The sequence below is a fragment of the Herbaspirillum sp. C9C3 genome (assembly GCF_013359625.1).
In the GTDB taxonomy this organism is placed as follows: Bacteria; Pseudomonadota; Gammaproteobacteria; order Burkholderiales; family Burkholderiaceae_D; genus Herbaspirillum.
Genome location: NZ_JABFMQ010000002.1, coordinates 370,570 through 391,718, shown reverse-complemented (window position 1 = coordinate 391,718; position 21,149 = coordinate 370,570). Strand labels below are relative to the sequence as shown.

The following is a 21,149-nucleotide window of genomic DNA, read 5'->3' as shown; positions in this document are numbered from 1 at the left end:
CGCGTTGCACGTCAGGGCTGGTGGCACCACCACCAGCCCTGACGCGCGCCTTGCCACCACGCCTTCTGGGGGCAACGCATCTCACAGATTGAATGTGAACAGGCCCTAATCCTGTCCACCGGCCTGCTCGCGCAACCACTCCAGAAACGCCGCCACCGCCGGCCGCCGCGCATGGTGCGCCGGATAAACCGCAAAGTGCGCCTTGACCTTGATGGCGCGCTCCAGGCCAAAGACCGGTTTGAGTTTCTTTTCCTCGATATGCCGTGCGGCCACGGTCGCACTCTCCAGCGCCACGCCCAGTCCCTGGGTAGCCGCATCCAGTGACATCTGGGCGCGGTCGAAGCGCACCGCGAACTGGTCCGGCGCGCGCACCTGCGCAAACTCCCCGAACCAGTCGGCCCACTGCACCACGCTCACATTGCTGCGAATGAGCTTCACACCCAGCAGATCGGCGGGCTTCCTGAGCTTGTATTCGCGCATGAAGGCCGGGCTGGCCAGGGGCACGATGCGTTCCTCGAACAAGGGCTCCACCACCAGGCCCGGCCAGTTGGGAATGCCGTAGCGGATGTCGATATCCACTTCGCCCAGTTCGAAATTGCTTTGCGAATGCGCCGCTGAAAGATTGAAGGTGATCTCAGGATGATTGCGCGCGAAATCATTGAGCCGCGCCATCAGCCACAGGCTGGCGATGCTGGGCGCGCTGTGGATGTAGAGCGTGTTGTTGACGCCCTGGCGCACATCCACGGAGGCCGCCGTGATGGCCGAGATCGCCCCCTGGATGCGCGCCAGATAGCTTTCCCCCGCCGTGGTGATGCGCACCCCATGCGCACTGCGCTCGAACAGACGTATGCCCAGATAGGATTCCAGACGTGCCACCTGATGGCTCACCGCCGAGGCCGTCAGATGCAGTTCGGCGGCGGCCAGCGCAAAACTCTTGCGCCGGGCCACCGCTTCGAAGGCCTGAAGGTTGGGTAGAGGCGGGAGAACGGCCATGGACGGGCTCTCTGGCTAAGATGAAGATCCGTCACTTTAACATGACGAGACTTCGCTTGTCGTCACGCGAGGAAAGTCCGACCATGCGCATCAGAACAAAAACGGAGACATGGTCCACTGCCCTGCATGCTGCCTCGCATGCTGCGCGGCCGCACGCGCCATCGCGCATCCGCGCTGTCTCCGCTGTTGCTCACCTCAACGCAAACATCTGGAGAACTCGACATGCTGCTCAAGGACAAGGTTGCCGTCATTACCGGCGGTGCAGGCATCAACGGACTGGGCTACGCCACGGCACGCCTGATGGCCGAACAAGGCGCCCGCGTGGTGGTGCTGGATCTGGCGCAGGCCGACCCGGCTGCGGCGGCAGCGCGCATCGGCAGCCAGCACCTGGGTCTGGTGGCCGACGTCACTGACAAGGCTTCCTGCGAGAGCGCCGTCGGCGCCGCCCTCAAGCACTTTGGCCGCATCGACATCCTGGTCAACAATGCCGGCATCACCCAGCCGGTCAAGACGCTGGAGATCACCGGCACCGACTATGACCGCATCCTCGACGTCAGCCTGCGCGGCACGCTTTACATGTCGCAGGCGGTGCTGCCGGCCATGCGCGCGCAACAGAACGGTTCCATCATCTGCATCTCCTCGGTGTCGGCCCAGCGTGGCGGCGGCATCCTGGGTGGTCCGCACTATTCGGCGGCCAAGGCCGGCGTGCTGGGCCTGGCGCGCGCCATGGCGCGCGAGTTCGGTCCGGAAGGCATCCGCGTCAACTGCATCACCCCCGGCCTGATCGGCACCGACATCATCAAGGGCAAGCTCACCGAAGAAAAGAAGGCCGAAATCGCCGAGACCATTCCGCTGGCGCGCCTGGGCCGAGCCGATGACATCGGCGGCGCCTGCGTCTTCCTTGGTAGCGATCTCTCGCAATACTGCACCGGCATCACGCTGGACGTTAATGGTGGAATGCTGATTCATTAAACGCAGCTTAATGCTCGTGCGCCGGCCTGGCCGGCATCCTTTACCACATCAGAACAAACAGGAGACCTGACATGACCCAAGACAACAGCAAATCCGGCAAGACCACCCTGAGCCGCCGCCAACTGCTCAAGGCCGGCGCCGTCGGTGCGGCCCTGCCGCTGTTTTCCATCATGACCCGTCCTGCCCATGCAGCCGAGTTCAACTACAAGTTCGCCACCGGTCAGGACCCGTCGCACCCGGTCAACAAGCGTGCCCAGCAAGCCATCGACCGCATCCGCGAAGCCACCGGGGGTCGTCTGGACATCAAGCTGTTCCCGGCCAACCAGCTGGGCTCGGATACCGACCTGATGTCGCAGATCCGCAATGGCGGCGTGGAATTCTTCAACCAGGCCAGCGTGGTGCTGTCCACCCTGGTGCCGGCGGCCGGCATCGTCAATACCGGTTTTGCCTTCCACGACTACAAGGAAGTCTGGCAAGCCATGGATGGTGCGCTGGGGGCCTATGTGCGCGCGCAGATCGAGAAGGTCGGCCTGCTCACCATGTCCAAGCCCTGGGACAACGGCTTCCGCCAGATCACCACCTCCACCAAGCCGATCAAGACTGCCGCCGACCTGAAGGGACTGAAGCTGCGCGTACCGGCAGCACCGATGCTGACCTCGCTGTTTACCGCCCTGGGCGCCAGCCCCACACCGATCAACTTCAACGAAGTCTATTCCTCGCTGCAGACCAGGCTGGTGGAGGGACAGGAAAACCCGCTGGCCATCATCAGCACCGCGCGGCTCTATGAAGTACAGAAGTACTGCACCATCTCCAACCACGTATGGGATGCCTACTGGATCCTGGGCAACCGCCGCGCCTTCGAGAAGCTGCCCAAGGACATCCAGGAAATCGTGCGCCGCGAGCTGGACAAGGCCGCCACCGATGAACGCGCCGACATCGCCGCACTGGCCGGCTTCGCCCGCAATGAATTGCAGGGCAAGGGCTTGCAGATCATCGAGGCCGACAAGGACTCCTTCAAGCAGGCCCTGGCGCAGGCCAACTTCTACAAGGACATGCGCGCCAAGTTCGGCGAGGATGCCTGGAAGCTGCTGCAGAACGCCGTCGGGAGCCTGGGATGAGCGCCCTCTCGCTGGAGCAGCCGGTCAGCGATGAGCGCTCGCTGTCTGCGCGCCTGGAGCACTGGCTGGGCGTGGCCATCGAGATTCCCGCTGCGGCCCTGGTGGTGGGCGAGGTAGTGGTCTTGCTGGCGGGCGTGATCATGCGCTTCATCTTCAACAACCCGATACCCTGGGCCGATGAGCTGGCCTCCATTCTCTTCCTGTGGCTGGCCAACCTGGGGGCAGCGGTCGCCCTGCGGCGCGGCACCCACATGCGCACCACGGTGCTGGTGGGCTTCTTGAGCGAACGCGGAAAAGCCTGGGCTGAAGCACTGGCCATCATCGCGCCCTGCGTGATGCTGCTCATCCTGATCCATCCGATGTGGGAATACGCCGAAGACGAAATGTTCGTGCAGACCCCGGCGCTGGGCTGGCCCAACACCGTGCGGGCCGCCGCCGTGGGGGTCGGTGCGGCGTTGATGATCGCGCTGTCGCTGCTGCGCATCTCGCGCCAGAAGCTGGTCGACCTGGTGGGCGTGCTGGCCTTGCTGGCGCTGGTGGCCGCTGCCATGTACTTCGGCGCGGACTGGCTGCAGGCCATCGGCAACTGGAACCTGGTGGTGTTCTTCGGCCTGGTACTGGCGGTGTCGGTGCTCATGGGCATTCCCATCGCCTTCTGCTTCGGCCTGGCCACGGTGGCCTTCATGCTGACGGTGACCAGCAGTCCGCTGGCGGTGGTGGCGGGGCGCTTCGATGAAGGCATGTCCTCGCTGATCCTGCTGGCCGTGCCGCTGTTCATCCTGCTGGGACACCTGGTGGAGATGACCGGCATGGCCAAGGCCATGGTGGACTTCCTGGCCTCGCTGCTGGGCCACGTGCGCGGCGGCCTGAACTACGTGCTGCTGGGCGCAATGCTGCTGGTCTCGGGCATCTCCGGCGCCAAGACCGCCGACATGGCGGCGGTGGCCCCGGTGCTGCTGCCGGAGATGAAGCGCCGCGGCAATCACGAGGGCGAACTCATTTCGCTGCTGGCGGCCTCCGGTGCCATGGCCGAGACCATTCCGCCCTCGCTGGTGTTGATCACCATCGGTTCGGTGGCGGGCGTGTCCATTGCGGCGCTGTTTACCGGTGGCATCATGCCGGGCATCGTGCTGGCCGTGCTGCTGGCGATACTGGCGCGCTGGCGCAGTGCCGAGATCATGGAAGGCATCCAGCGCGCCCCGGGCCGCGTGGTGCTGCGTACGCTCATCATCGCCCTTCCCGCACTGCTGCTGCCCATCCTGATCCGTACCGCCGTGGTCGAGGGCGTGGCCACGGCCACCGAGGTCTCCACCATCGGCATCGCCTATTCGGTGGTGGCCGGTCTGGTGGTGTATCGCAAGTTCGACTGGAAGCGGCTCTATCCCATGCTGGTCGACACCGCCGCCTTGTCGGGCGCGATCCTCTTCATCATCGGTACGGCCACCGGCATGTCGTGGGCGCTGACGCAGTCGGGCTTCTCGCATGCACTGGCCGAGGCCATGACCAGCGTACCGGGCGGAAAATACGGTTTCCTGCTGGTGTCGATTGCCGCCTTCGTGGTGCTGGGCAGCGTGCTGGAAGGCATCCCCGCCATGGTGCTGTTCGCACCCCTGCTGTTCCCGGTGGCCAAGGCCATTGGCGTGCATGAGGTGCATTACGCCATGGTCATCATCCTCTCCATGGGCGTAGGCCTGTTCGCGCCGCCCTTCGGTCTGGGCTACTACGCCGCCTGCACCATCGGCCGCGTGCATCCGGACGTGGCGGTCAAGCGCATCTGGCCTTACCTGGGCGCCCTGGTGCTGGGCCTGCTGATCGTGGCCTTCGTGCCTTGGTTCTCGGTGGGTTTCCTGTGATTTTTACGTTTTCATTCATCTAGCAAGGACACGCAATGTCTGACAATTTGGCAAACCTGCGCGCCAGCGCATATCGCATCCGCCGCAATGCCGTGCGCATGGGCGAGGTCCAGGGGCAGGGCTACATCGGCCAGGCACTGGGCTGGGCCGATGTGCTGGCCGTGGCTTACAAACACGCCATGCAGTTGCGTCCGGACGACCCGCAATGGAGCGGCCGCGACCGCTTCCTGCTCTCGCACGGGCACTACGCCATCGCGCTGTATGCGGCCCTGATCGAAGCCGGCATCGTCCCCGACGACGAGCTGGAATCCTACGGCAGCGATGACAGCCGCCTGCCCATGTCGGGCATGGCGACCTATACGCCGGGCATGGAAATCTCCGGCGGCTCGCTGGGCCAGGGCCTGGCCATCGGCGTGGGCATGGCACTGGGCCTGCGCTACAACAACAATTCGGCCTTCGTCTACAACTCCATGTCCGATGGCGAACTGGACGAGGGCTCGACCTGGGAAGCGGCCATGGGTGCGGCGCATCACCAGCTGGGCAATCTCATCTGCCTGGTCGACATCAACAACCAGCAGGCTGATGGTCCTTCCAGCAAGGTGATGGGTTTTGAGCCGCTGGCCGACAAGTGGGCGTCATTCGGTTGGTACGTGCAACGGGTCGATGGCAATGACCTGGCGGCCGTGGTGCAGGCCTTCGACAATGCGCGCAACCTGAAGGACGCCAAGCCGCGCGTGATCCTGTTCGATACCCTGATGGGCAAGGGTGTGCCCTTCCTGGAGCAGCGCGAGAAGAACCACTTCATCCGCGTGGATCCGCCCGAATGGCAGCAGGCGCTGTCCATTCTCGACCAGACTTATCAACAAGGAAGCCAAGCATGAACACTGTCGCAGAGAAGAAACCGCGCCTGACCACGTCGGCCATGATCGCCTCCATCGCCGCCGAGGGGCAGCGCGTGCAGGCGGCGCCGTTCGGCAAGGCCCTGGTCGAGTATGCCGCCGACCGTCCAGAGATCGTCGGTCTCACCGCCGATCTGGCCAAATACACCGACCTGCACCTGTTCCAGAAGGCCTATCCCGAGCGCTTCTTCCAGATGGGCATGGCCGAACAGTTGTTGATGGCCGCGGCCGGCGGCATGGCCAAGGAAGGGCTGGTGCCCTTCGCCACCACCTATGCGGTCTTCGCCACGCGTCGTGCGTATGACTTCATCCACCAGGTAATCGCCGAAGAAAACCTGAACGTGAAGATCTGCTGCGCCCTGCCCGGCCTGACCACCGGTTACGGCCCCAGCCACCAGGCCACCGAAGACCTGGCGATGATGCGCGCCATTCCCGGCCTGACCATCGTCGACCCCTGCGATGCCCTGGACCTGGAACAGGCCGTGCCGCAGATCGCGGCGCACCAGGGGCCGGTCTACATGCGCCTGGCGCGCGGCAACGTACCGCTGGTGCTGGATGAATACGACTACCAGTTCGAGCTGGGCAAAGCCAGGGAAATCCGCGACGGCAACGACGTGCTCATCATCTCCAGCGGCTTCATGACCATGCGCGCGCTGGAAGTGGCCAAGGCGCTGGAGGCCGACAACGTCAGCGTGGGCGTGCTGCACTGCCCGACCATCAAGCCCTTCGACGAAGCCACGGTGGTGGAACAGGTCAGGAAGAAGAACCGCCTGGTGGTGGTGGCCGAGAACCATTCGGTCATCGGCGGCCTGGGCGAGATCGTCGCCACCACGCTGATGCGTCATCGCGTGCAGCCCGCAGGTTTCCAGATGGCGGGCTTGCCGGATGCCTTCCTCGATGCGGGGGCGCTGCCGACCTTGCATGACCGGTATGGGATCAGTTGCGAGGTGTTGAGCCGGCGGATCAGGGAGTGGTTGAAGTAAGCAGATGCTCGAGGTAGTGATGAATCAGTTCGGTCAGTCCAACGGGCGAGCGGACTGGTTCATCAGGCGCGCACGTTCGACATCTTCGCTTGCGCTAGCCAGTAAATCAGGATCGTTGCTGGCACGTATCTCGCGCAGATACACGTCAATGCTGTCTTCATCAACAAGGAACAAGGCTGCATCAAAAGGCGGTAGCGTTGAGAGTGAAATACGCTTGCTCATGCTGGTCCTTCCAGGCTGACAGTGATCGGAAAGCGACGATGATTGCATGAAAAAAGGAGACCTCGGTCTCCTTTTTTCATGGCGTATTGCTGAGGCTTACTTCAGGCTCAACACCCACTTCACCAGCTCCTTCGCCTCGGCCTCGGTCACCTGGCCCTTGTTGGCCGGCATCGCGACCGCGCCCCAGACACCGCTACCGCCGTTGAGGACCTTCTGGGTCAGCTTGGCTTCGGCATCCTTCTGGCCGTTGTATTTCTTGGCCACTTCCTTGAAGGCGGGGCCGACGATCTTGGCATCCACCGAATGGCAGGCCATGCAGTTCTTGGACTTGGCCAGTTGCGCATTGGCCAGGGCTTCGGCGGAAATGGCCGAACCGGCCACCAGGGTGGCGATCAACAACAGGTATTTCATGGGGGCTCCTCAGCAAGCAGTGGACGACGGTCACGCCTGCAGCGGCATTCTCCAGGCGCTTCGCAGGCGGGGCTATTCTACCCGGCTTCGCAGCCGCCCCTCTATCTGCTCCGGCGTATATCTGTCATAGATCAAATTCCATGACGGAAAGATCGCCCCGGCCACGGCTTGTCGCCATGATGGGCCGGGGATATCATGGGCGCCCGACTCATTCGGATCTCATATCAGTCCATGTCCGACCATCCTCGCCTGGAATTGCGCCAGCTGCGCTACTTTGCTGCCGTCGCCGAAGAAAAGCACTTCGGTCGCGCCGCAGCCCGGCTGCACATGACCCAGCCACCGCTGTCGCAGACCATCGCCGCGCTGGAAGAACAACTGGGCACGCCCCTGTTCCAGCGCACCAAGCGCAGCGTGGCCCTCACGCCCGCCGGGGAAGCTCTGCTGCCGGAAGTACAGCGCATCCTGCAACAGGCCGCCGCCCTGCCCGACCTGGCCCGGCGCGCGGCCAGCGGCGCTTCCGGACTTTTATCCCTTTCCTTCATATCGAGCGCGGACTACAGCATCCTGCCCCCGCTCCTGCAGCGCTTTCGCGCCCGCTACCCGCAAGTCCAGATCGAATTGCGCGAAGCCACCACCGATATCCAGCTGGACGACCTGATGCAGGGCAAGATCGACGCCGGCCTGCTGCTGCCGCCGTTGCCGGAGAAAGCCGCGGCCGTGCTGGATGTGCGCCCGGTGCTCTCGGAGCCGCTGATTGCGGCGTTGCCTGAAGGCGCCATCGGCAAACGCGGCCCGGTGTCGCTCAACAGCCTGCGCGAGTTGCCGCTGATCATCTTCCCGCGGCGCATTGCGCCGGCCTTCCATGACACCATCCTGTCGTGCTTTCGCGATGCGGGTGTGACACCCCATATCGGCCAGGAGGCGATCCAGATGCAGACCATCGTCGGCCTGGTCTCGGCTGGCATGGGAATGGCGCTTGTGCCACAATCCGTGTCGAATCTGAAACGCCCTGGCGTGGACTACCGTCGGCTTTCGGATGCGGCACCGGAGATCCAGACCGGCCTGGCCTGGCGCCGTGACAACCCTTCCGGCGTGCTGCGCGCGCTGCTGGATCTGCTGGAGATGCCCACCTGATCCCGACGCACGGGAATCCGCCCGGCGAACTTGCGCCGCTTGGCGCGTTCCAACCGCCGTTCCGCCCAACAACAGAAAGATCAAACTCATGCTCGTCCACCCCATGCCCGACCCGATCGCCATCCACATCGGGCCGCTGGCCGTCCACTGGTACGGCCTCATGTATCTGCTGGCCTTCGCTCAATTCATCGCCGTGGGCCGCCTGCGCATCAAGCAACCGCACATCGCCGCCGTCGGCTGGAAGAAGGAGGACCTGGACGACATGCTCTTCTATGGCGTGCTCGGGGTGGTAGTGGGCGGGCGGCTGGGGGAGATCCTGTTCTACAACCCGGCGTATTACTTTGCCCATCCGGCTGACATGATCGCGGTGTGGAAGGGCGGCATGTCCTTCCACGGCGGCTTCCTCGGGGTGCTGCTGGCGATGTACCTGTGGGGACGCAAGCGCGGGCGCAACCTGATGGACATCATGGACTTCATCGCGCCCCTGGTACCGCTGGGTTATGCAGCGGGCCGCCTGGGCAACTTCATCAATGCCGAACTGCCGGGCCGTCCGGCCGATCCCTCGCTGCCCTGGGCGATGATCTGGCCCAACGTGGACAACATCCCGCGCCATCCTTCGCCGATCTACCAGATGCTGGTCGATGGCATCCTGCTGTTCATCATCCTGTGGATCTTCGCGCGCCATGCCCGTCCACGCATGGCGGTGGCGGCCATGTTCTCGCTGCTGTATGGCTGCGCGCGCTTCTTCACCGAGTATTTCCGGGTGCCGGATTATGAGGTGCATTTCGGTGGCATCACCATCTCGGCGGGGCAGATGCTGTCGGTGCCGATGATCGTGCTGGGGATCATTCTGCTGGTCCTGGCTTACAGGCTCAAGCAGCAAGCGCAGCCGCCTTTGGTGCCGGCAGCGGTCGCCAAGGAATGAAAAGTAAAAGCAGGTAAAGAAAAAGGGCGGGCAGCGAATCAATCGCGCCCGCCCTTTTTCCTGGTTCATCACCATGCAGCCACGATCCTGAACAATCCAATGAGACGACTCATCATCATCACGACAAGCGTGCTCCTGATCGGCCTGAGCACCCTGCTGGGCATCGTACTGACCGGTCTGCTCGATGACATCCAGAAGAGCGACCTCGGCATCGTACTCGGCTCCAAGGTCATGCCGGACGGGACGCCCTCTGACCGACTGCGCGCAAGGCTGGACAAGACCGCCGAACTGTATCGGCAAGGCATATTCCCGCGCATCATTGTCAGCGGAGGCACTGGCAAGGAGGGGTTCAACGAAGCTCAGGTCATGGCAGCCTACCTGAGCGAAAGGCGATCCGTTCCCCGCTCGGCCATCCTTCTGGATGAGCAAGGCAACACCACCAGGGCAACGGCTGTCAATAGTGCAGCCATCATGCAGGCCCATGGTTTCCGAAGCGCCCTGGTCGTCACACAGTTCTTCCACATTCCGCGCAGTCGTTACGCGCTAAACCGTGTCGGCATCGACACCGTTCATTCAGCACATGCCAACTACTTTGAAGCCCGAGATGCCTATTCCCTCGCTCGCGAAATGATCGCACTACCAGCCTACTGGCTGGGCAGCAGGAGATGACCAAAACAAAAAGCCCCGGCTGCAAACCGGGGCTTTTTGATTCGATCAGGCGGCCTGAGAAACCCGCGGCCGCCTTCTCTCAAGGCTGTGGAAAACTCAAGCCTTCTTCAACGCAGCCGCCGCCTTGGCAATCTCGGTGATCTTGTCCCAGTCACCGGCCTCGATGGCCGCCTTCGGGGTCAGCCACGAACCGCCCACGCAGACCACGTTCTTGCAGGCCAGGAACTGCGGTGCGGTCTCTTGCGTGATACCGCCCGTGGGACAGAAAGACACGTCCGACAAGGGACCGGCGATACCGTTGAGCATGCCCACGCCACCGGCCGGCACGGCCGGGAACAACTTCAACTGACGGAAGCCCGCTTCGCGCGCCGCCATCACTTCAGAAGGCGTCATCACGCCCGGCAGCAGCGGCAGGCCGCTGCGCTTGGCCGCTTCGATCAGCGCCGGGGTCAGGCCGGGCGAGACACCAAAGACCGCGCCCGCATCGCGCGAGGCCGTGAACTCTTCGGGCGAAGTCAACGTACCGACACCGACGATGGCGTCCGGCACCGACTCGGCAATGGCGCGAATGGCCGGCAGGCCGTGTTCGGTGCGCAGGGTAATTTCCAGCACGCGGATGCCACCCGCGACCAGGGCGCGCGCCAGCGGCACGGCGTGTTCGAACTTGTCGATGGCGATCACCGGGATGACCGGCGAGGCGCGCATGATTTCCAGTGTGGTCTTCATACCGTGACTTTCTCTTTCTCAAAAATCGGCGGCAGGCCGAAGGTGGCGCCGCCCTCTTCTGCGGTTCCCACCGCGTTGCGGAACAGACTGAACAATTCGCGGCCCATGCCGTGCTGATTTCCCGACAGGTCGCTGCTGTCCTGGCCACGTGCTTCCCACTCGGCCGCATCCACCTTGGCTTGCAGGGTACCCGCATCGGCATCCAGACGGATGAGGTCACCGGTACGCACACGGCCCAGCGGGCCACCGCCCAGCACTTCAGGGGTGACGTGGATCGCCGCCGGTACTTTACCCGATGCGCCCGACATGCGGCCATCAGTGACCAGCGCCACGTGACGCCCCTTGTCCTGCAGGATGCCCAGTGCCGGCGTCAGCGAATGCAACTCGGGCATGCCGTTGGCGCGCGGTCCCTGGAAGGTGATGACGGCCACGAAATCACGGTCCAGCTCGCCCGCCTTGAAGGCGGCCATGAAGGCTTCCTGCGAGTGGAACACCACGGCCGGCGCTTCCACCACACGATGCTCGGGCTTGACTGCCGAAATCTTGATGACCGCACGGCCGAGGTTGCCCTGCAGCAGCTTGAGCCCACCATCCGCAGCAAACGGCTTGGCCACCGTGCCCAGCACGCCTTCGTCGCCACTCTTGGCCGGTGCATCATGCCAGGTGACGATGCCGGGACGGCCATTCTCACCCTCGGCCGCCAGCATCGGTTCCTTGCAATGCTGACGCAGCCCCTGGCCGAGGATGGTGGTGACGTCGTCGTGCATCAGCCCGGCGTCGATCAGTTCACGCAGTACGAAGCCGGTGCCACCGGCCGCATGGAAGTGGTTCACGTCGGCAGTGCCATTGGGATAGATCTTGGTGATCAGCGGCACCACTGCAGAAAGCTTGTCGAAGTCATCCCAGTCGATCACGATGCCGGCCGCCTTGGCGATGGCCACCAGGTGCAGGGTGTGGTTGGTGGAGCCGCCCGTGGCATGCAGCGCGACGATGGCGTTGACGATGGCCTTCTCGTCGATCATGCGGCCCACCGGCGTGTATTGCGAACCAAGATCGGTGATCTTGGCGGCCTGCTTGGCGGCCGCCGCAGTGAGCGCATCGCGCAGTGGCGTATTCGGCGTAATGAAAGCGGCGCCCGGCAGGTGCAGGCCCATGGCCTCCATCAACATCTGGTTGCTGTTGGCGGTGCCGTAGAAGGTGCAGGTACCGGCACCGTGGTAGGACTTGGATTCGGCTTCCAGCAACTCGGCGCGGCCAATCTTGCCGGCCGTGTAGAGCTGGCGGATCTTGACCTTGTCGCTGTTGCTCATGCCGCTGGTCATCGGACCGGCAGGCACGAACACGGCAGGGAGATGGCCGAAGTGCAACGCACCGATCAGCAGGCCCGGCACGATCTTGTCGCACACGCCAAGATACAACGCGGCATCAAACATGTTGTGCGACAGCGCGATGGCAGTGGCCATGGCAATGGCGTCGCGCGAGAACAGCGACAGTTCCATGCCGCTCTGGCCCTGGGTCACACCATCGCACATGGCCGGAGTGCCGCCGGCGAACTGCGCCACGGCACCGGCTTCACGGGCGGCATCTTTCAGAATCTGGGGGAAACGCTCGAAGGGCTGGTGCGCCGACAGCATGTCGTTGTAGGCCGAAACGATGGCCAGCGACGGTGCCTTGTCTTCCTTGAGCTTGAGCTTGTCATTGGCAGGGAAGGCGGCGAAGCCGTGCGCCAGGTTGGTACAGGCCAGCGCGCCGCGCTGTGCGCCCTTGCGGCGAGCCGCTTCCAGGCGTTCGAGATAAGCGGTCCGGTAAGGACGGCTACGTTCGGCGATGCGTTGGGTGACGCTGGCTAAGGTAGCGTGGAGAGGCATTGTCGGTTTCCTGTTAGCGTTAACACTGTAATTTTACTACACAATTTTGGCCGAATGAAATCATACACTTAGAGCACCGCGACAGGCCAGTGCTGCCCGTCTTTTCATTGGTCACCATCATTGCGCTTCAAAACCCGTATCACTTCGGACTTTGACGTTCATCCCGCCGATGCCGTGCAGCAACGTAACGGGGCGGTCATAAACTGTAGTGAAACTACCACTTTGACGACATTTGATGTATAGTCGTCTGCGTTGTCCCGAGAACATGACCGGCACGGCCTCGCTGCTACCCGATCACGACCGCCAACCGACCTCCAACTCATGCACACCACCGCCCTGACCGACACGGCCGCCTTCAAGGCATTGCAAGCACATCACGCCACGGCAGTTCAATGGCATCTGCGCGACCTGTTCGCGCGCCAGCCCGACCGTTTCGAACGCATGCACGTGCGTGCTGCCGGGCTGCTGCTGGATTACTCCAAGAACCGCCTCAACGCCGACACGCTCGGCCTGCTGATGAGCCTGGCCCGTGAGCGCGGCGTGGAAGCGCTGCGCGAAGCCATGTTTGGCGGCGCGAAGATCAACTTTACCGAACAACGCGCCGTCCTGCACACGGCCTTGCGCGCACCGGCCGATGACCGCACCGCCCAAGTGGACGGACAGCCGGTGGCGCCGGAGGTTCACACCGTTCTGCAGCACATGCGCGACTTCTCCGAGCGGGTGCGCAGCGGCGCCTGGCGCGGCTATACCGGACGCGAGATCACCGACATCGTCAACATCGGCATCGGCGGCTCCTTCCTCGGTCCGCAGATGGTCTGCACGGCCCTGCGCGAGTATCGCCATGCGCGCCTGACGGCGCACTTCGTGTCCAACGTCGATGGCCATGATCTGGATGAGGTGCTCTCGCGCATCGATCCCGAGACCACGCTCTTCATCGTCGCCTCCAAGACCTTCACCACCCAGGAAACCATGCTCAACGCCAAGTCGGCGCGCGCGTGGTTCTTGCAGCATGGCAAGCCCGAAGATCTGGCCAGGCACTTCGTGGCCGTCTCCACCAATGCCGGGGAAGTCTCGGCCTTCGGCATCGATACCGCGAACATGTTCCCCTTCTGGGACTGGGTTGGCGGCCGCTACTCGGTGTGGTCGGCCATCGGTCTTCCGATCGCGCTGCTGATCGGCTACGACCACTTCGCGCAGTTCCTGGCCGGTGCCCACGCCATGGACCGTCATTTCCGCGAAGCACCGCTGGAATCGAACATGCCCGTGATCCAGGCCTTGATCGGGATCTGGAACCGCAACTTCCTCGACAGCGCCTCGCTCACCATCGCGCCCTATCATCAATGGCTGCGCTTCTTCCCGGCCTACCTGCAGCAACTGGACATGGAGAGCAACGGCAAGCGCATCACCCGTGACGGCACACCGGTCTCGGTGCAAACCTGCCCGGCCATCTGGGGCGATGTGGGTACCAACGGCCAGCACGCCTATTTCCAGCTGCTGCACCAGGGCACGGACATCACGCCCATCGATTTCATTGCCGTGCTCAAGCCCTCGCACGCCATCGCCGAGCATCAAGAGGCGCTGCTGGCGAACTGCTTCGCGCAGTCCGAAGCCTTCATGCGCGGCAAGGATGCCGACGAAGTACGCGCCGACCTGCAGGCGCAGGGCTTGCCGGAAGCGGAACTCGCGGCGCTGATCCCGCACAAAACCTTTGACGGCAACCGTCCCAGCAACACCCTGCTGCTGCCCGAACTGAGCCCGCATGCGCTGGGCGCGATGATTGCGCTGTACGAACACAAGACCTTCGTGCAGGGCGCGATCTGGGGCATCAACAGTTTCGACCAGTGGGGCGTGGAACTGGGCAAGGTCCTGGCCAAAACCATCCTGGCCGAACTGAAGTCCGACACCGCACCGGATGCCGCGCAGCACGACGCCTCCACCAGCGCCCTGATCGCCCTGGCGCGCCAGGCCCGCGACACCAGCCGCGCTGCGCAGCAAGGCTAGCAACCACGTAGCGCCGATCCGCTACTTCACGCACAAGAGACAACACACACCATGGCTACTTCTGATTTCGATCTGGTTTTATTCGGCGGCACCGGCGACCTGTCGATGCGCAAGCTGCTGCCGGCACTCTACGCCCGCGATCGCGCCCGCGACCTGCCGGCAGATGCGCGCATCATCTGCCTGGGCCGCGACGACAAATCGCGCGAGGATTTCCTCAAGCTGGTGGAAAAGGATTCCAAACCCCACGTACCGGCCGCCAACATGGACGCCACCGTCTGGGAACGTTTCACCGGTCGCCTCCAATACGCCTCGGTCAACGCCAGGGAAGCCGACAGCTTCAGCCACCTGAAAGAGGCCCTGCGCGAGGTCGACGGCCTGGCCCGCGTGTTCTACCTGGCCACGCCGCCCAGCCTGTTCGCCTCCATCTGCGAGAATCTCTCCAAGGCCGGCCTGGTCACGCCAACCTCGCGCGTGGTGCTGGAAAAGCCGCTGGGCCGCGACCTGGAAAGCGCCCGCAACATCAATGCGCAGGTGGGCCGCTTCTTCCAGGAATCGCAGATCTTCCGTATCGACCACTACCTCGGCAAGGAGGCGGTGCAGAACCTGCTGGCGCTGCGCTTCGGCAACGTGCTGTTCGAGCCGCTGTGGCGCCGCGAATGGATTTCCGATGTGCAGATCACCATCGCCGAAGAGCTGGGCGTGGGTGGCCGCTTCGATTACTACGACACCTCCGGCGCCCTGCGCGACATGCTGCAGAACCACCTGCTGCAACTGCTGTGTATCGTGGCCATGGAGCCGCCCGTCTCCAATTCGGCCGATGCCGTGCGTGACGAAAAACTGAAGGTGCTGCGCTCGCTCAAGCGCTTTACCCCGACCACGCTGGCCATGAACGTGGTGCGCGGCCAGTACCGCGCCGGTCACGTCGATGGCGTGGCCGTCCCCGGCTATCGCAAGGAAGCCGATGCCAATCCCGATTCCCGCACCGAGACCTATGTGGCCGTGAAGGCCGAGATCGATACCTGGCGCTGGGCCGGCGTGCCCTTCTACCTGCGCACCGGCAAGCGCATGGCCGATTCGCTGGCCGAGATCGTGGTGCGCTTCAAGAGCGTGCCGCATTCCATCTTCGCCCACCAGAACGACACGCCCAACTGCCTGGTGATCCGCCTGCAGCCCGACGAGGGCCTGCACATGAACCTGATGGCCAAGCAGCCCGGCGACGGCATGCGTCTGCGCCCGGTGGAACTGGAGCTGGACTTCCGCGAGAAATTCAAGACCCCGCGCATGGATGCCTACGAGCGCCTGCTGCTGGATGTGCTGCGCGGCCATCTGACCCTGTTCATGCGCAGCGACGAACTGGAAGCCGCCTGGGAGTGGGTGGAACCGATCCTGAACTACTGGGACCAGCAGGAAGCCGACCCCGTGCCCTACAATGCCGGCACCTGGGGACCGGCGGCGGCCAGCGCCCTCATCGGTCGCGATGGCCTGCAGTGGCGCGAAGAAGCGCTGCCCGAGGTCTGAGGCCCGGCCCCTAGCGTCATCAGGTCCACGTCATGTCCATGCTGCTCGACTCCATTCGCACCCACATCAACTCCCTCTCCAAGTCGGAGAAGAAGGTGGCCGCGACCATCCTCGCCAATCCGCAGCTGGCATTGGCTGAGAACCTGACGGCGCTGGCCAAGAATGCGGAAGTGTCGGAACCGACCGTGATCCGCTTCTGCCGCGCCATCGGTTACGAGGGCTGGCATGATTTCAAGCTCAAGCTGGCGCAGAGTCTGGCGCTGGCCCTGCCGGGCGCGGATGAGACGCTGGCCCAGGATGACCTGGCGGCCGATCTGGTCAACAAGATCTGCAGCCGCTCCATCAATACCCTGCTGGATCTGCGCAACCATTTGAATCCGGACGCCATCCAGCTGGCTCTGGACGTGCTGGCGCGCGCCAACAAGATCGAGTTCTACGGCCAGGGCACCTCCGGTATCGTGGCCAACGATGCCCAGCACAAGTTCTTCCGCTCGGGTGTACCGACGGTGGCCTACTCTGACCCGCACATCCACAGCATCGCTGCCTCGTTGTTGAAAGCCGGTGACTGCGTGGTGGCGATCTCGCAGCGCGGCGGCAATGCCGCCCTGCTGCGCTCGATTCAATTGGCGCGCAAGGGCGGTGCCGACATCATCGTGCTGGGTCCGTCCGGCACTCCCCTGGCCGAACTGGCCACGGTACTGGTGCCCATCGACCTGTCCTTCAACATCGATCCCTATACGCCCATCTCGGCGCGCCTGGCGCACCTGGTGGTGATCGACATCCTCGCCGTGGGCCTGGCCCTGCGACGCGGACCCGAATTCCGCAAGAAGATGCAGAACGCCCAGAAGTCCCTGCAGAAATTCGACATGCAGTTCGACTCCTTCTTCCGTTGAGAGGACTGCGACGGATCAAGGATCACTCATTGACCGACAGACAGCGCAGCGCCAATGCGTACAATGCCTTGTCCCCTTCATTCTCTTTAGCAACAGGACTTTCCATGAGCCAGCTTGACCAGTTGAAGCAGTACACCACCATCGTGGCCGATACCGGCGACTTCCAGGCGATGAAAGCCTTCGCCCCGCAAGATGCCACCACCAATCCCTCGCTGATCCTCAAAGCCGTGCAGAAGGCCGAGTACAAGCCGCTGCTGGAGTCGGTCGTCAAGGCCCATGCCGGCAAGAGCACCGATGAGATCATCGACCGCCTGCTGATCGCCTTCGGCCTGGAAATCCTGAAGCTCATCCCGGGGCGCGTCTCCACCGAGACCGATGCGCGCCTGTCCTTCGATACCGCGGGAACGGTGGCCAAGGGCCGCGAGCTGATCCGCCTGTATGAGGAGGCCGGCATCGCCCGCGAGCGCGTGTTGATCAAGATCGCTTCCACCTGGGAAGGCATCCGTGCCGCCGAGATCCTGGAGAAGGATGGCATCCGCTGCAACCTGACCCTGCTGTTCTCGCTGCCGCAAGCCATTGCCTGCGCCGAAGCGCGTGTCCAGCTGATCTCGCCCTTCGTCGGCCGCATCTATGACTGGTACAAGAAGTCCACCGGGCAGGAGTACACCGGCAGCGATGATCCGGGTGTGCAGTCGGTCAAGTCCGTCTACAACTACTACCGCAAGTTCGGCTACGCCACCGAAGTGATGGGCGCGAGCTTCCGCAACACCTCGCAGATCGTGGAACTGGCCGGTTGCGACCTGCTCACCATCAGCCCCGACCTGCTGCAAAAGCTGGCCGACACCGATGGTCCGGTCGAGCGCAAGCTGAGCCAGGAAGCGGCCGATGCCGCCCAGATCGAGCGCATCTCGCTGGACGAAAAAGCCTTCCGCCTGGCCTTGAACGGCGATGCGATGGCTACCGAAAAACTGGCCGAAGGCATCCGCCAGTTCGCTGCCGATGCGGTGAAGCTGGAGCAGATCGTCGACGCATTGCGTTGAGCAAGCCGATACAGGCAGTCGCCTCAGGAGGGCCGACCCGACGGCCCCGATCAAGCGGATGATCAAACCATGGTCGCCGCTTCCCGGGTCAGGCTGGCCGGCCTGCCACGCGCCGGCTGGCACCGGAAGAAACTCACGGTCGTCTGCAACTGCACCGCGCGGCGGTTCAGTTCTTCCGAGGTCACCGCCAGTTCTTCCGAACTGAGCGAATTCTGCTGAATCACTTGCGCCAGCTGGCTGGCCGCCTGACTGATCTGGCTCACGCCCGCCGACTGATTCTCGGAGGATTGCACGATGTCCTGCACCAGCGCCGAGGTGCGGGCAATGGTGGGCACCATGTCGTTGAGCTGGCGCTCGGCGGCGCAGGCGAGCGTCACGTTGCTGCGGGCGAGCTCGTCGATCTCCTGCGCAGCCCACTGGCTGCGCTCGGCCAGCCGACGCACTTCGGCAGCCACCACCGCAAAACCGGAGCCGTGCTCGCCGGCATGTGCCGCTTCAATGGTCGCGTTCAGGGCCAGCAGGTTGGTCTGGTAGGCGATGTCGTCGATGACCGCAATCTTGCCGGCGATCTGCTGGATCGCGTCCACCATCTGCTTGACGGTATCGGCACAGGCCCGCGCCTCGACCGCGGCGGCAGAGGCGATCTGGTCGGTCAGCCGCGCATTCTGCGCGGTACTGAGGATGGATTTGTGGATCAGCTCCAGTGCCGTGCTGGTCTGCTCAACCCCGGAAGCCTGCTCGGTGGAGGCGCGTGACAGGGATTGCGCGGTAGCGCTGACCTCCTCGGCAGTACTGACCAGACCTTCGGCATTGCCGCGCACCTCGCTCACCACCAGGCAGAGACGATCCATCATCTTCTGGATGGCGTGCATCATGCTGTCCCGGTAACGCGTCTTGACCTTGACCTTCTGGACCAGGTCGCCATCGGCGAGCCGCTGCATCACCGTCACCACATCTCCCGGCTCGCCGCCCATCTGCCGCAACAGAGTCCGTCCGAGCAGCCAGCCGGCACCGAGCAGTATCAGCAGCACCCCGCCAGCCAGCAGGGTGACCGTCTCCAGCGCATCGCTGATGATCGCGCGCGCACTGAGCGCACCGGCCTCGCCCAGCGCAACGTTGTAGGAACGGTGGCGCCCGAAAGTCACCTGCACGGCATCGATGGCGGCCCGGAATTCAAGCATGGCCTGAGGCAGCTTGTTCTCGCTGCGGTCTTCATCGGCCACCTTCAGCAAGCGCCGCGCCACCTCATCGAAGGCGACGATGCGGGACTGATCATCGGCCAGCATGGCCGCATCGGTCTCGTCGGTGATATAGGCATCCGCATAGTTCTTGAGATAACGGTTCAGGCGCGCGTGCTGCGCCTCCACTTCCTTGAGGAGCCGGGCGCGGTCGAGCGGCTCGAGATCCACCAGATACTGATAGAGGCGTCCCTGGATGGCATTGAAGGCAGCCTGTGCATCGTCAAGCGTGGTGACGCTGGGCACGGTGTTGCGCTGCGCATAATTGGCGGCGTTGTAGACATTCTCGATCTGACGCAAGCTGACAGCCGCCGTGGCGACCAGCCCCAGCAAAGCCAGCAGGATCAGCACCGACAGGCGCTGACCCACGGTCAGCGTGCGAAATCCTGGCCTGGACATGATTTCCTCCCCCCAGAGGTGTGGCGATGGCGATATGCCAGAGCGCGCTCCCTCCGAGCTGCGCCCTGCCGTTTTGGCAACGAACTTATAGCGCACGGCCTGGCTTGTCAATCAAGGCCGGTATCCACCATGCAGGAGGCGGAAAAGAAAAATGCCACCGCGCAACACTGCGCGATGGCATTCTCCCTCCATCTGACGGCGCCCCCGCGCGCAAGCCGCCGTGCAGGTTCAGTCAAAACTGATCTGCACCTTCATCATGCGCGAACGATCCCCGGCAATCTCGAAGGCCTCCACCGCCTGGGCGATGGGATAAGTCGCCGTGATCAGGGGCTTCACGTCCACCAGCTTGCGATTCATCAGTTCCACGGCCATGGCGAACTCTTCATGGAAGCGGAAGGCACCGCGCCAGTCCAGCTCCTTGCCCACCAGCAGATTGGCCGGGAACTGGATATCGCCACCCAGGCCGACCTGCACGATGATGGCTTGCGGACGCAGCGCTTCGAGCGCGCCCACCAGCGCGCGTTCATTGCCGCTGGCTTCGAAGAGCACATCGAAGCTTCCCTTGTCGGCGGCATAGCCCTTGAGGGCATCGGGCGTCTCGGCCATGTTGATGGCTCGGTCCGCACCCACTTGCAGGGCCGCTTGCAGCGGCATGCTGGCCACGTCGGTGACCACCACTTCCAGCGCACCGGCGCGGCGCGCTGCCACCACCACCAATGCACCGATCGGACCGCAACCGGTCACCAGCACCCGCTTGCCCACCAGCGGACCGGCGCGGCGCACTGCATGTAGCGCCACCGACAGCGGTTCGGCCATGGCGGCCTCGCCATCGCTGACATGATCGGCCACGATGTGGGCCTGCGAACGTTCGATGATGATTTCCTGGCGGAACGCACCCTGCACGTGGGGCGTGCGCATGGCGCTGCCATAGAAGCGCATGTCCAGGCAGTGGTTCTGCTTGCCTTCCTGGCAGTACTTGCACACGCCACACGGACGGCTGGGCGAGATGGCGATGCGGGTGCCCGGTGCAATGTCGGTGATGGCCGAACCGACTTCGGCGATCTGGCCCGAGACTTCATGGCCCAGTACCATCGGTTCCTTGATGCGCACCACGCCAAAACCGCCGTGGTGATAGTAGTGCAGGTCCGAGCCGCAGATGCCGCCGGCCTTGACCTTGACCTTCAGCTGTTGCGGCTGCAGGGTGCCGGTCTCCAGGGCCTGGATGCGCAGGTCGTGCGGCGCGTGAATGACGAGTCCTTCTTGCATGGTCTTCTCCGAAATGAGCCA

Annotated in this window: 19 protein-coding genes; 12 read left to right on the top strand and 7 right to left on the bottom strand. The window is 63.7% G+C overall.

All coding sequences use genetic code 11. The annotated features are described in order from the left end of the window. Positions 1 to 105: 105 nt before the first annotated feature. Positions 106 to 993: a LysR substrate-binding domain-containing protein gene (locus tag HNO82_RS03975; protein WP_175342816.1), complete on the bottom strand. Its 888-nt coding sequence runs from the start codon at positions 991 to 993 to the stop codon at positions 106 to 108. 222 nt (positions 994 to 1,215) lie between these two features. Here HNO82_RS03975 and HNO82_RS03970 point away from each other — a divergent pair, with 222 nt between their 5' ends. From HNO82_RS03970 to HNO82_RS03950, 5 genes are all read left to right on the top strand, one after another. Then, positions 1,216 to 1,965, top strand: coding sequence for an SDR family NAD(P)-dependent oxidoreductase (locus tag HNO82_RS03970; protein WP_175342815.1), 750 nt, complete (start codon positions 1,216 to 1,218; stop codon positions 1,963 to 1,965). Between the two features lie 71 nt (positions 1,966 to 2,036). Continuing rightward, the gene (locus HNO82_RS03965) at positions 2,037 to 3,083 is read left to right on the top strand and encodes a TRAP transporter substrate-binding protein (protein WP_008326233.1); all 1,047 of its coding nucleotides are present in this window, start codon (positions 2,037 to 2,039) and stop codon (positions 3,081 to 3,083) included. Next, the gene (locus HNO82_RS03960; RefSeq protein ID WP_008326232.1) at positions 3,080 to 4,936 is read left to right on the top strand and encodes a TRAP transporter large permease; all 1,857 of its coding nucleotides are present in this window, start codon (positions 3,080 to 3,082) and stop codon (positions 4,934 to 4,936) included. The genes HNO82_RS03965 and HNO82_RS03960 overlap by 4 nt, the downstream gene beginning before the upstream one ends. A gap of 35 nt (positions 4,937 to 4,971) precedes the next feature. Beyond that, entirely contained in the window at positions 4,972 to 5,817 is an 846-nt protein-coding gene (locus tag HNO82_RS03955; RefSeq protein ID WP_175342814.1) for a transketolase, read from the top strand. Beyond that, complete coding sequence (locus tag HNO82_RS03950) at positions 5,814 to 6,818, top strand: transketolase family protein (protein WP_175342813.1); 1,005 nt, start codon at positions 5,814 to 5,816, stop codon at positions 6,816 to 6,818. Before HNO82_RS03955 ends, HNO82_RS03950 begins: the two co-directional genes overlap by 4 nt. A 33-nt stretch (positions 6,819 to 6,851) precedes the next feature. On the opposite strand, the gene HNO82_RS03945 is transcribed toward HNO82_RS03950, so the two are convergent. After that, complete coding sequence (locus tag HNO82_RS03945; RefSeq protein WP_175342812.1) at positions 6,852 to 7,040, bottom strand: helix-turn-helix domain-containing protein; 189 nt, start codon at positions 7,038 to 7,040, stop codon at positions 6,852 to 6,854. 96 nt (positions 7,041 to 7,136) lie between these two features. After that, entirely contained in the window at positions 7,137 to 7,451 is a 315-nt protein-coding gene (locus tag HNO82_RS03940) for a c-type cytochrome (protein WP_008326217.1), read from the bottom strand. 231 nt (positions 7,452 to 7,682) lie between these two features. Here HNO82_RS03940 and HNO82_RS03935 point away from each other — a divergent pair, with 231 nt between their 5' ends. The 3 genes from HNO82_RS03935 (at position 7,683) to HNO82_RS03925 (ending at position 10,179) form a co-directional block, all read left to right on the top strand. After that, positions 7,683 to 8,585, top strand: coding sequence for a LysR family transcriptional regulator (locus tag HNO82_RS03935; protein ID WP_175342811.1), 903 nt, complete (start codon positions 7,683 to 7,685; stop codon positions 8,583 to 8,585). Positions 8,586 to 8,673: 88 nt separating this feature from the next. Further along, positions 8,674 to 9,510, top strand: a complete 837-nt coding sequence (lgt, locus tag HNO82_RS03930; protein ID WP_008326215.1) for a prolipoprotein diacylglyceryl transferase — start codon at positions 8,674 to 8,676, stop codon at positions 9,508 to 9,510. Positions 9,511 to 9,609: 99 nt separating this feature from the next. Further along, positions 9,610 to 10,179 carry a YdcF family protein gene (locus tag HNO82_RS03925; RefSeq protein ID WP_175342810.1) on the top strand — a complete coding sequence of 190 codons (570 nt, stop codon included), beginning with the start codon at positions 9,610 to 9,612 and terminating at the stop codon, positions 10,177 to 10,179. 96 nt (positions 10,180 to 10,275) lie between these two features. On the opposite strand, the gene HNO82_RS03920 is transcribed toward HNO82_RS03925, so the two are convergent. Both HNO82_RS03920 and edd read right to left on the bottom strand, forming a co-directional pair. Then, positions 10,276 to 10,905, bottom strand: coding sequence for a bifunctional 4-hydroxy-2-oxoglutarate aldolase/2-dehydro-3-deoxy-phosphogluconate aldolase (locus HNO82_RS03920; protein ID WP_034336019.1), 630 nt, complete (start codon positions 10,903 to 10,905; stop codon positions 10,276 to 10,278). After that, the gene (gene edd, locus HNO82_RS03915; RefSeq protein WP_008326212.1) at positions 10,902 to 12,773 is read right to left on the bottom strand and encodes a phosphogluconate dehydratase; all 1,872 of its coding nucleotides are present in this window, start codon (positions 12,771 to 12,773) and stop codon (positions 10,902 to 10,904) included. Before edd ends, HNO82_RS03920 begins: the two co-directional genes overlap by 4 nt. Positions 12,774 to 13,094: 321 nt before the next feature. On the opposite strand from edd, the gene pgi reads away from it, so the two are divergent. From pgi to tal, 4 genes are all read left to right on the top strand, one after another. Beyond that, positions 13,095 to 14,774 (top strand): glucose-6-phosphate isomerase, encoded by a 1,680-nt coding sequence (gene pgi / locus HNO82_RS03910; RefSeq protein WP_175342809.1) that lies wholly within the window; start codon positions 13,095 to 13,097, stop codon positions 14,772 to 14,774. Positions 14,775 to 14,825: 51 nt separating this feature from the next. After that, complete coding sequence (gene zwf, locus HNO82_RS03905; protein WP_008326210.1) at positions 14,826 to 16,292, top strand: glucose-6-phosphate dehydrogenase; 1,467 nt, start codon at positions 14,826 to 14,828, stop codon at positions 16,290 to 16,292. 38 nt (positions 16,293 to 16,330) lie between these two features. Further along, positions 16,331 to 17,185: an SIS domain-containing protein gene (locus tag HNO82_RS03900; protein WP_034310514.1), complete on the top strand. Its 855-nt coding sequence runs from the start codon at positions 16,331 to 16,333 to the stop codon at positions 17,183 to 17,185. 104 nt (positions 17,186 to 17,289) lie between these two features. After that, complete coding sequence (gene tal / locus HNO82_RS03895; RefSeq protein ID WP_008326209.1) at positions 17,290 to 18,225, top strand: transaldolase; 936 nt, start codon at positions 17,290 to 17,292, stop codon at positions 18,223 to 18,225. Between the two features lie 62 nt (positions 18,226 to 18,287). Here the strand turns inward: tal and HNO82_RS03890 are convergent, their stop codons facing one another. Together HNO82_RS03890 and HNO82_RS03885 are read right to left on the bottom strand one after the other, a co-directional pair. Further along, a complete protein-coding gene (locus HNO82_RS03890) occupies positions 18,288 to 19,862 on the bottom strand; it encodes a methyl-accepting chemotaxis protein (RefSeq protein WP_175342808.1) in 1,575 nt (524 codons plus the stop codon). 228 nt (positions 19,863 to 20,090) lie between these two features. Further along, positions 20,091 to 21,128, bottom strand: coding sequence for an L-idonate 5-dehydrogenase (locus HNO82_RS03885; RefSeq protein ID WP_008326207.1), 1,038 nt, complete (start codon positions 21,126 to 21,128; stop codon positions 20,091 to 20,093). Between the last annotated feature and the right edge of the window lie 21 nt (positions 21,129 to 21,149).

Coding starts and splice junctions, on each gene's coding strand:
- HNO82_RS03975 (WP_175342816.1), bottom strand. CDS start 993: ATGGCCGTTCTCCCGCCTCTACCCAACCTTCAGGCCTTCGAAGCGGTG.
- HNO82_RS03970 (WP_175342815.1), top strand. CDS start 1,216: ATGCTGCTCAAGGACAAGGTTGCCGTCATTACCGGCGGTGCAGGCATC.
- HNO82_RS03965 (WP_008326233.1), top strand. CDS start 2,037: ATGACCCAAGACAACAGCAAATCCGGCAAGACCACCCTGAGCCGCCGC.
- HNO82_RS03960 (WP_008326232.1), top strand. CDS start 3,080: ATGAGCGCCCTCTCGCTGGAGCAGCCGGTCAGCGATGAGCGCTCGCTG.
- HNO82_RS03955 (WP_175342814.1), top strand. CDS start 4,972: ATGTCTGACAATTTGGCAAACCTGCGCGCCAGCGCATATCGCATCCGC.
- HNO82_RS03950 (WP_175342813.1), top strand. CDS start 5,814: ATGAACACTGTCGCAGAGAAGAAACCGCGCCTGACCACGTCGGCCATG.
- HNO82_RS03945 (WP_175342812.1), bottom strand. CDS start 7,040: ATGAGCAAGCGTATTTCACTCTCAACGCTACCGCCTTTTGATGCAGCC.
- HNO82_RS03940 (WP_008326217.1), bottom strand. CDS start 7,451: ATGAAATACCTGTTGTTGATCGCCACCCTGGTGGCCGGTTCGGCCATT.
- HNO82_RS03935 (WP_175342811.1), top strand. CDS start 7,683: ATGTCCGACCATCCTCGCCTGGAATTGCGCCAGCTGCGCTACTTTGCT.
- lgt (WP_008326215.1), top strand. CDS start 8,674: ATGCTCGTCCACCCCATGCCCGACCCGATCGCCATCCACATCGGGCCG.
- HNO82_RS03925 (WP_175342810.1), top strand. CDS start 9,610: ATGAGACGACTCATCATCATCACGACAAGCGTGCTCCTGATCGGCCTG.
- HNO82_RS03920 (WP_034336019.1), bottom strand. CDS start 10,905: ATGAAGACCACACTGGAAATCATGCGCGCCTCGCCGGTCATCCCGGTG.
- edd (WP_008326212.1), bottom strand. CDS start 12,773: ATGCCTCTCCACGCTACCTTAGCCAGCGTCACCCAACGCATCGCCGAA.
- pgi (WP_175342809.1), top strand. CDS start 13,095: ATGCACACCACCGCCCTGACCGACACGGCCGCCTTCAAGGCATTGCAA.
- zwf (WP_008326210.1), top strand. CDS start 14,826: ATGGCTACTTCTGATTTCGATCTGGTTTTATTCGGCGGCACCGGCGAC.
- HNO82_RS03900 (WP_034310514.1), top strand. CDS start 16,331: ATGCTGCTCGACTCCATTCGCACCCACATCAACTCCCTCTCCAAGTCG.
- tal (WP_008326209.1), top strand. CDS start 17,290: ATGAGCCAGCTTGACCAGTTGAAGCAGTACACCACCATCGTGGCCGAT.
- HNO82_RS03890 (WP_175342808.1), bottom strand. CDS start 19,862: ATGTCCAGGCCAGGATTTCGCACGCTGACCGTGGGTCAGCGCCTGTCG.
- HNO82_RS03885 (WP_008326207.1), bottom strand. CDS start 21,128: ATGCAAGAAGGACTCGTCATTCACGCGCCGCACGACCTGCGCATCCAG.